This is a genomic window from Prevotella sp. P4-67 (genome assembly GCF_002251325.1).
In the GTDB taxonomy this organism is placed as follows: Bacteria; Bacteroidota; Bacteroidia; order Bacteroidales; family Bacteroidaceae; genus Prevotella.
Genome location: NZ_NPJL01000005.1, coordinates 26,943 through 35,825, shown reverse-complemented (window position 1 = coordinate 35,825; position 8,883 = coordinate 26,943). Strand labels below are relative to the sequence as shown.

Annotated in this window: 7 protein-coding genes; 1 reads left to right on the top strand and 6 read right to left on the bottom strand. The window is 50.4% G+C overall.

Going from position 1 to position 8,883, the window contains the following annotated elements:
* The 3 genes from CIK92_RS00480 to lepA form a co-directional block, all read right to left on the bottom strand.
* A partial coding sequence (locus CIK92_RS00480) for a serine/threonine-protein kinase (RefSeq protein WP_144289278.1) occupies window positions 1-1,518 on the bottom strand: 1,518 nt, incomplete at its 3' end.
* A gap of 48 nt (window positions 1,519-1,566) precedes the next feature.
* Window positions 1,567-2,160 (bottom strand): Crp/Fnr family transcriptional regulator, encoded by a 594-nt coding sequence (locus tag CIK92_RS00475; RefSeq protein ID WP_094386335.1) that lies wholly within the window; start codon window positions 2,158-2,160, stop codon window positions 1,567-1,569.
* A gap of 314 nt (window positions 2,161-2,474) precedes the next feature.
* Window positions 2,475-4,256 carry a translation elongation factor 4 gene (gene lepA / locus CIK92_RS00470; protein WP_022310848.1) on the bottom strand — a complete coding sequence of 594 codons (1,782 nt, stop codon included), beginning with the start codon at window positions 4,254-4,256 and terminating at the stop codon, window positions 2,475-2,477.
* A 166-nt stretch (window positions 4,257-4,422) separates the two neighbouring features.
* Here lepA and CIK92_RS00465 point away from each other — a divergent pair, with 166 nt between their 5' ends.
* Complete coding sequence (locus tag CIK92_RS00465; protein ID WP_216822208.1) at window positions 4,423-4,836, top strand: hypothetical protein; 414 nt, start codon at window positions 4,423-4,425, stop codon at window positions 4,834-4,836.
* 79 nt (window positions 4,837-4,915) lie between these two features.
* On the opposite strand, the gene CIK92_RS00460 is transcribed toward CIK92_RS00465, so the two are convergent.
* The 3 genes from CIK92_RS00460 to pheT are packed head-to-tail and all read right to left on the bottom strand — an operon-like array spanning window position 4,916 to window position 8,387.
* Window positions 4,916-5,167: a TIGR03905 family TSCPD domain-containing protein gene (locus tag CIK92_RS00460; protein ID WP_022310850.1), complete on the bottom strand. Its 252-nt coding sequence runs from the start codon at window positions 5,165-5,167 to the stop codon at window positions 4,916-4,918.
* A gap of 6 nt (window positions 5,168-5,173) precedes the next feature.
* Window positions 5,174-5,905 carry a YebC/PmpR family DNA-binding transcriptional regulator gene (locus CIK92_RS00455; protein WP_094387790.1) on the bottom strand — a complete coding sequence of 244 codons (732 nt, stop codon included), beginning with the start codon at window positions 5,903-5,905 and terminating at the stop codon, window positions 5,174-5,176.
* A gap of 13 nt (window positions 5,906-5,918) precedes the next feature.
* A complete protein-coding gene (pheT, locus tag CIK92_RS00450; RefSeq protein WP_094387789.1) occupies window positions 5,919-8,387 on the bottom strand; it encodes a phenylalanine--tRNA ligase subunit beta in 2,469 nt (822 codons plus the stop codon).
* Window positions 8,388-8,883 lie beyond the last annotated feature (496 nt).

Sequence of the window (8,883 nt, the reverse complement as noted above, 5' to 3'; positions counted from 1 at the left end):
ATCTATCACTTTATTGTTTCTATATTCATCTGGAAACACGACATCTATTTCATTATCTTGCAATCGTACAAAGCCATATATAACAAAAACCAAATATAAAACTCCTTCAAGCAAACTATTCATGTTATTAAAACACATTATAGTCATCAACAGTTCATATACTAAAAAACCTTTGACATGTAGAATAGAACTAGGTTTTCTATGCAAAAGCATCCAGCGTATATAAAAAGAATAGGCAATAAAAACAAGACCCCCAAACATAGGTGCCACTATAGAAGTAGCACTTTTCATCGCAGCCCATAGAGAGCCTACAAATAGCAGCACACTTGCAATCTGGAAACTTTTATATAACTGATATACTCTAGGATAGAAACAGATATTTAGAATCTCCGGATTATCACGATCCAGTTCAACACCATTATCATTACCATCCTGTTTCTCTTCATTACCTTCTATGATTATTGTATCATTAGATGATGTAGGTAATGGTCTATGTTCTTCTTTGTTTTTCTTGGTTGTCTTTAGCCTTTGATTTATTTCTGAAACAGATTGAGGACGCTTTGAGCGGTCAATACCACCTATGATAGTTGTATCATCAGATGTAGACAATGGTCCATGTTCATCTTTATTTTCCTTGGTTTTTAGCCTTTGATTTATTTCTGAAACAGATTGAGGACGCTTTGAACGGTCAATACTCATCATCCATACTATCAACTCCCGCATCTCTTTAGATATACCAGGCATGGGTAAGGACAAATGTTTATCTTCAGATGCATCCGACAACAATGCATCAACAGTTGGAGGATTCTGATAAGTCGCAAGTTGATATAATACAGCACCAAGGGCATAAAAATCTGTCCACGGACCAAATTTTTCAATACTTTGAGCCAACTGCTCTATCGGTGCGAAACCTTTAGTATAACAAACGGCCGTACTTGTTGTCATTTGTCCATCCGACTTAATCTGTTTAGATGCTCCAAAATCAATCAATTTCAGGTTTCCATATGCATCAGCCATAATATTGGAAGGTTTCAAATCTAAATGATAAATCCCAATATTATGTATAGCCTGCAAACCATTCAATAATTGATGAAGAAACTTACGAACTGTCTTTTCGGCATAAGGTTCTCCCCTATCACTAAGCCTTTCAGCAAGATTCTTTCCTGCTATATAATCCATCACATAGTAACTGGTATTGTTTTCGTCAAACAAATCATACACTTTTACAATATATGGACTATTAATTTTCTGCAGTCGCAAGGCTTCTTTCTTAAACTTATTACATTGCGCAAATACTATATTCTCATTATGACTACTGGTTATTTTCAAGGTTTTATCATCATCATCACGCTGACAAACATCACGCATGTAATACTCCTTAACGGCAAACTTCTTTTCAGAAGTTATATCTTTTACCAAATACGTATTTCCAAAACCACCAGACGATAAGTATTCCTCTATCTTATATTTGTTATGCAGAATTGTTCCTATTGGAAGATAACCGTCAACCTGCTTCATAATAAAAACAATATAAAAAGTTAGTTACACCTGTATCGATAGAAGTTTCTACTTCTTCAGCGCTGCGGTGCGCACACGGCTCAGCGTCTCGGGAGTCATCTGCAGATAGCTGGCGATATAGGTGAGCGGCGCGCGGAGTATCACCTGGGGCATAATCTTGCACAGCTTCTGATAGCGGTCCTGCGATGTCTCGAAGCGCACCAAGTCGGCATGAATCTGGGAGGTGATAAGACTCTCTTCCAGTATCTTGCGATAGAGTATCTGGATATTCACATTGTGCAGAGCCACCTCCTCGAGGCGTGCCTTGGGCAGGGCGTAGACCCATGTGGGCTCCAGCGCCTCTATCTGCAGTTGTGTGGGTTCCTCTTTGAACAGGCTCTCTATACACATGACGATTCCGCCCTCGACGGCGATATGCTCGGTGAGCTCCTTGCCGTTCTTGAAATAGAACTGGCGCGTCATACCCTTGGATATATACAGGAATTCTCTGCATATATCGCCCTCGGACAGTATCATCTGTCCCTTCAGGTATTTGCGAGGTACCAGAATACTCTCCAGAATATCCAGTTCTCCATGGGTCATTGTACTGTATTTACGTGCCAACTCACGGGCTACGTCACGTGTTGAATTAAACTTTTCCATAATAAGGAGTTAACTTAATTGTTGATAAGTATAGTAGTACAGAAAGATTTTCCGTTAACATCAGAAGGTTAAGACGAAAATTTCATTCACGAACCCTGGGGTTGCCAAGAACTACATTCTTTCGGTGCATATTACACTCTTTAATGCAAAGATAATAAAAAAAACTATTACTCAACGCATTTTAATATATTTTTATACTCTTGCAATAGTTTTGTAATGTCAATACGGAAACGAAAACCCACACCATGGGATGGCTGACAGTATGGCCACGCGACATGATGTGGGTGAATATTGCGTTCTTTGCCCGTATCGTATCAATCGAGCTTCAGGACGGCGAGGAAAGCCTTCTGGGGCACTTCCACGTTACCTATCTGCTTCATGCGCTTCTTTCCTTTCTTCTGCTTTTCGAGCAGCTTGCGCTTACGGCTCACGTCGCCGCCATAGCACTTGGCTGTAACGTCCTTGCGCACCTGCTTCACCGTCTCGCGGGCCACAATCTTGGCACCGATAGCTGCCTGAATGGCAATGTCGAACTGCTGGCGGGGAATGAGTTCCTTAAGTTTCTCACACATCTTGCGACCCAGAGTCACGGCATTGCTTTCATGGGTAAGCGTGGAGAGGGCATCGACCGACTCACCATTGAGCAGAATGTCGAGTTTGGCCAACTTGGACGGGCGGAAGCTGTCGATATGGTAGTCGAACGAGGCATAACCCTTGCTGATAGACTTGAGCTTGTCGTAGAAGTCTATCACTATCTCGCCCAGAGGTATCATGAAATGGAGTTCCACACGGTTGCCGCTCACATACTCCTGCTTGAGCAGTTCGCCACGCTTGTCGAGGCAGAGTTTCATGATGGGGCCGATATAGTTGGCATCGGTGATGATGGTGGCGCGTATGTAGGGTTCCTCTATATGCTCTATCAGCGTCTGCTCGGGCAGACCAGATGGGTTGTGCACTTCCTTGGCATTGCCATGCTTGTCATAGACCATATACGACACGTTGGGCACGGTGGTGATGACGTCCATATTGAACTCGCGGTCGAGGCGCTCCTGCACTATCTCCATGTGGAGCAGGCCCAGAAAGCCGCAGCGGAAACCGAAGCCGAGGGCTACCGACGACTCGGGCATGAAAGTGAGCGAGGCATCGTTGAGCTGGAGCTTTTCCAGCGAGGTGCGCAGGTTCTCATAGTCAGACGGATCGATGGGATAGACACCGGCAAACACCATAGGCTTGACTTCCTGGAAACCGGCGATAGCCTTATCGCAGGGCTCATCGACGTGGGTAATGGTATCGCCCACCTTGACTTCCTTGGCGTTCTTGATGCCGCTGATGATATAGCCCACCTCGCCGGTAGAGAGCTGCTGCGTGGGAATCATGTCCATCTTGAGCACACCCACCTCGTCGGCGGTATATTCCATGCCGGTATTGAAGAACTTCACCTTGTCGCCCTTGCGTATAGAGCCGTTCTCCACCTTACAGAGGGTGATGATGCCGCGGAAGGAGTTGAACAGCGAGTCGAATATCAGAGCCTGGAGGGGAGCATGGGTATCGCCCGTAGGACTGGGGATGCGCTGGACCACGGCCTCGAGAATCTCGTCGACACCCTCTCCGGTCTTGCCCGACGCACGCAGGATGTCCTCGCGCTTACATCCCAAGAGCTCCACTATCTCGTCTTCCACCTCGTCGGGCATGGCACTGGGCATATCTATCTTGTTGATGACGGGTATGATTTCGAGGTCGTGCTCGATAGCCATATAGAGGTTGGAGATGGTCTGCGCCTGCACGCCCTGAGTGGCATCGACCACCAGCAGAGCGCCTTCGCAGGCGGCAATACTGCGCGACACCTCGTAAGAGAAGTCGACGTGTCCGGGAGTATCAATAAGGTTGAGGATATATTTTTCGCCACCCGACAGATATTCCATCTGTATGGCGTGGCTCTTGATGGTGATACCGCGCTCGCGCTCGAGGTCCATATTGTCGAGCATCTGTCCTTCGGTAATCTGTATGGTCTGCGTACGCTCCAGCAGTCTGTCGGCGAGGGTAGATTTGCCATGGTCGATGTGGGCGATGATGCAGAAGTTGCGTATATGCTTCATTGTGATAATTCCTGATTAGAGTGCAAAGTTACTGAAAATCGGTGATATATTGTCGGTTTGCCACAAAAAAAATATCAGCCTCACGAATAAGTTTTTCACTTTCTTGACGATTATAATGATAATATTCGTAACTTTGCACACCTATTTATATATAATATATAGTGTCATGAAGAGAGTATTGATTGTCATAATGCTTGCTATGACGCTCGCGGCATGCCACGAGTCGATAGAAGACAGGGCCGAGCGCGAGGCTCGCGAGTTTACCCGCCGCTTCTGCCCCACCCCGACCAAGGACTATATACGCACAGACAGCATCGTGTTCCGTCGGGCCACGCGCGAGTACATATATTATTGTACCATCACCGACGAGATGGACAATGTAGAGGTGATAGACCGCAACCGCCAGTATATCCATAACCATCTACTGGAGGGCCTGCGCCAATCGACCGACATCATGGCTTACAAGCAGGCTGGCTTTATCTTCGTCTACGAATGTAAGTCTGACCAGAACCCCGACCTCACCCTCTACCACGACAGCTTTGGTCCCGACGACTACCGGGAGTCCAAACCGGAAAAATGAGAGCTGCATTAATAACAAAAAAGCGAACGCCTAATCATCAGCGTTCGCTTTTTCCGTTTCCGTTATCAGGGTCTCCGTGTCAGAATCCCATCTCTTCCAGAGCCGTAGCCAACTGGTCAGGACAACTGGTGGGCTTGGCGCCGCAGCGGATGCCCTGCAGACGGGCCTTGACATCCTCGGCTTTCATACCGCGGATGAGGGCGCAGATGCCTTGCAGATTGCCGTGGCAACCACCCATAAAACTGACATTCTGCACACAGCCGTTGTCATCGACATCGATGTCTATCTGGCGGCTGCAGGTGCCCTGGGTGATATAGCTATAATGCTTCATCGTCTATTAATCCTCAGCGGGTTTCATATTGGTGTACACGTTCTGCACATCGTCAAACTCCTCGAGCTTCTCTACCATCTTGTCGATGGTCTCACGCTGTTCGGGAGTGACGTCCTTGAGGTTGTTGGGGATACGGGTAAACTCGGCGCTGGTAATCTCGTAGCCATTCTGCTCGAGATAGTGCTGGATGTCGCCAAAGCTCTTGGGGTCGCCATAGATGGTAACCTCGCCCTCTTCGTCGTCCTCGTCAAACTCGTCATCCACTCCGAAGTCAATCAGTTCGAGTATCAGGTCGTCCATACTCATGCCGTCTTTCATCTTGAAAGTAAAGACTGCCTTGTGGTCGAAGAGGAAGCTGAGCGAGCCCTGGGTACCCAGGTTGCCGTTGAACTTGTTGAACACCGAACGTACATCGGCCACGGTGCGGGTGGTGTTGTCGGTGAGTGAGTCTACGAAGACTGCGATACCGTGGGGGCCATATCCCTCATAGGGCACCTCCTTGTAGTCGCTCTGGTCTTTACCCATAGCGTTCTTGATGGCGCGCTCGATGTTTTCCTTGGGCATGTTCTCACGTCTACAGGTAGCTATGATAGCACGCAGTGTAGGGTTGTTTTCGGGCTCTGGGCCACCGGCCTTTACGGCAATGGCAATCTGCTTGCCCAGTTTGGTAAACGTACGGGCCATGTGACCCCATCTCTTCAATTTCGTAGCTTTACGATATTCAAATGCTCTTCCCATTGGGTTTAGTGTTTTATCGGAGCTCGGCTCCAAGTTTATTTTTAATGTTATTAATCAGCTTGGTCATGATGGCGTCTATGGCCTTGTCATTGAGGGTGCGGGTGGCATCCTGGATGATGAAGTTTACGGCATAGCTCTTCTTGCCTTCGGGCAGGTTCTTGCCCTGATACACGTCGAAGAGTTCCACGCGCTTGAGCAGCTTCTTCTCTGTCTGGAAGGCGATTTCCTCTATCTGGGCAAACTTCACACTGTTGTCGATGAGCAGTGCCAGGTCGCGGCTTACGGCAGGATACTTGGAGATTTCCTGATACTCGAGCTTGTTCTTGCGCACAGCCTTCATCAGCGTATTCCAGTGGATGTCGGCATAGTATACGGGGTTGGCGATGTCGGCAGCCCGCTGCAGCTTGTGGGAGAGTATTCCCAGCTCGGCTACGGTCTTGCCGCCGCGTGTCATCACCTTCAGACCGGAGGCGAAGATATTGTTGTCGCTCGTTTCGACCACCATCATGTTCTTGGTGAGGCCCACACGGGCAAATATATTCTGCACATAGGCATTGAGTTCACAGAACGAACTGTCCTCGTCGGCATGGGCCCACGAGCCACACACGCGCTTGCCGGTAACCCACAGTCCGAGGTGAGCCTCTTCGACGTATGCCTTGCTGGGGTCTTCATAGCTCCAACGGTCCTGATGGTAATGGTAGCAGTTGCCCACCTCGAAGAAGCGCAGGTTGGCGTTCTTGCGGTTGGCATTGCGCACGATGCTCTCCAGACCACCGAAGAGCAGCGTCTGGCGCATCACGCCGAGGTCGGCGCTCAGCGGGTTGACCACCTTGACGGTCTGTTCCCAGGGATAGGCGTTGAGGCCGGCCTGCTCGTAGTAGCTCACCTTGGTGAGCGAGTTATTCATAATCTCATAGAAGCCACAACCCACGAGCTGCTCGCCAACAAGGTTCTGCAGACGATACTCGGCATCCTGCTCGGTCTGCACGGTGAGCGAAGACTTGAGCTGGGTGGGAATCTCGACATTGTTGTAGCCGTAAATACGCAGGATGTCCTCGACCACGTCACAGGGGCGCTGCACGTCGGTACGGTAGGCGGGCACGTCAAGCACGAGGCCTTCGGCGTCTTCAGCCACCACCTTCATCTCCAGGCTTTCGGCTATCTGGCGTATCATGTCGTGACCGATGGCCTTGCCTATCAGACGGTCGCAGTATTCATAGTCGAGACGCACCTGGGCGTCGGCGATGGGGGCGGGATAGACATCGTTGATTTGCATGGACACCTTACCGCCAGCCAACTGGCAGCAGAGGATGGCGGCCTGCTTGAGGGCATAGATGGTGCCGTTGGGGTCGATGCCGCGCTCGAAGCGGTAAGAGGCATCGGTAGAGAGACCGTGGCGACGGGCGCTCTTGCGAATCCAGGTGGGGTGGAAGTAGGCACTCTCGAGCACCACGTTGGTGGTGGTGTCATAGGTACCAGAGCCCTTGCCACCAAAGACGCCGGCAATACACATGGGCTCTTCGGCATTACAGATGCTGAGGTCGTGCTCGCCCAGCAGGTGCTCTTCGCCATCGAGGGTGACGAATGGGGTACCCTCGGGCTGGGTGCGCACTACGATACGGTGACCCTTGACCATATCGGCGTCAAAGCAGTGGAGAGGCTGACCGTAGGCCATCATCACGTAGTTGGTGATATCGACAATGTTGTTGATAGGACGCAGACCGATGGTGCTGAGCTTGTCCTTGAGCCACTGGGGGCTTTCCTTGACCTCGCAGCCGGTGATGCTCACACAGGCATAGCGCTTGCAGGCTTCGGTATTATCAATCTCTACCTCGATGGGCAGCGACTCGTTGTCTACCTTGAAGTCATCGCAGCTGGGGCGGTGGAGCGATGTCTCGTAGCCGTTGCGGCGCAACCAGGCATAGAGGTCGCGCGCCACACCATAGTGTGACAGGGCGTCAGAACGGTTGGCGGTGATATCCACCTCGATGAGCCAGTCGCTCTCCAGGTGGTAATATTCGGCAGCAGGCTGACCCACAGGGGCGTCCTCGGGCAGCACGATGATACCGTCGTGGCTGTTGCCTACTCCTATCTCGTCTTCGGCACAAATCATACCGAGCGACTCTACACCACGCAGCTTGCTGCGCTTGATGGTAAATTCCTTGTCGCCATCATAGAGCACACAGCCCAGGTCGGCAACGATTACCTTCTGGCCGGCAGCCACATTGGGGGCGCCGCAGACGATTTGCTGGGGAGCTTCCTTGCCCAGGTCTACGGTGGTCACATGCAGGTGGTCCGAGTTGGGATGGGCCTCGCAGGTAAGCACTTTACCCACATAGAGACCCTTCAGACCACCACGGATAGACTGTACCTCTTCGAGGGCGTCCACTTCGAGGCCGGTAGAGGTGAGGGCTGCTGCGGTTTCCTGCGGAGTAAGACTGAAGTCAACATACTCCTTCAGCCACTTATAAGAAATATTCATTGTCTGTTATCTTTATTGTATTGTGTTCGCTAAATGCTATTTGGGCGCAAAAGTAATATTTTTCCGCCACTTACGCAACTTTTTTGCGTGTAATATTCATTTTCTTCCGCCTTTTTACACCTTATTATATATATAAGGGGTGGCACATCAGACTGAGCGCCGGGGACTTTGGAGCGGCGCAGACCACCTCTACCCCGCTCTATGGGCACGAGCGAAGCACCGGGGTGCCCCCGGCAAAGGCAATGTCTCGCCAGGCAAGGCGCAGAGCATCTTCCCGTCACCGCAGAGGCCACAGACGGCGACCTGCCGATGCCCTCTGCCGGCGCGTAACATCTGTCACGAAGGCTCGTGCCTATTGTTACGTGCCCACGTATCTTACGGCACGGGGGCACGTAACTTACGATACGAGCCGCCAACGCCGGTCAGGAGAGGCGTAATGGTGTCAGCCACGGCTCCATCATGGGCCTCCCGCCCCGTCGGGACGAAGCTGACGGCA

Bases quoted from the DNA above. Each gene is read 5' to 3' on its own strand.
- CIK92_RS00475 (WP_094386335.1), bottom strand. From the start codon at position 2,160: ATGGAAAAGTTTAATTCAACACGTGACGTAGCCCGTGAGTTGGCACGT.
- lepA (WP_022310848.1), bottom strand. From the start codon at position 4,256: ATGAAGCATATACGCAACTTCTGCATCATCGCCCACATCGACCATGGC.
- CIK92_RS00465 (WP_216822208.1), top strand. From the start codon at position 4,423: ATGAAGAGAGTATTGATTGTCATAATGCTTGCTATGACGCTCGCGGCA.
- CIK92_RS00460 (WP_022310850.1), bottom strand. From the start codon at position 5,167: ATGAAGCATTATAGCTATATCACCCAGGGCACCTGCAGCCGCCAGATA.
- CIK92_RS00455 (WP_094387790.1), bottom strand. From the start codon at position 5,905: ATGGGAAGAGCATTTGAATATCGTAAAGCTACGAAATTGAAGAGATGG.
- pheT (WP_094387789.1), bottom strand. From the start codon at position 8,387: ATGAATATTTCTTATAAGTGGCTGAAGGAGTATGTTGACTTCAGTCTT.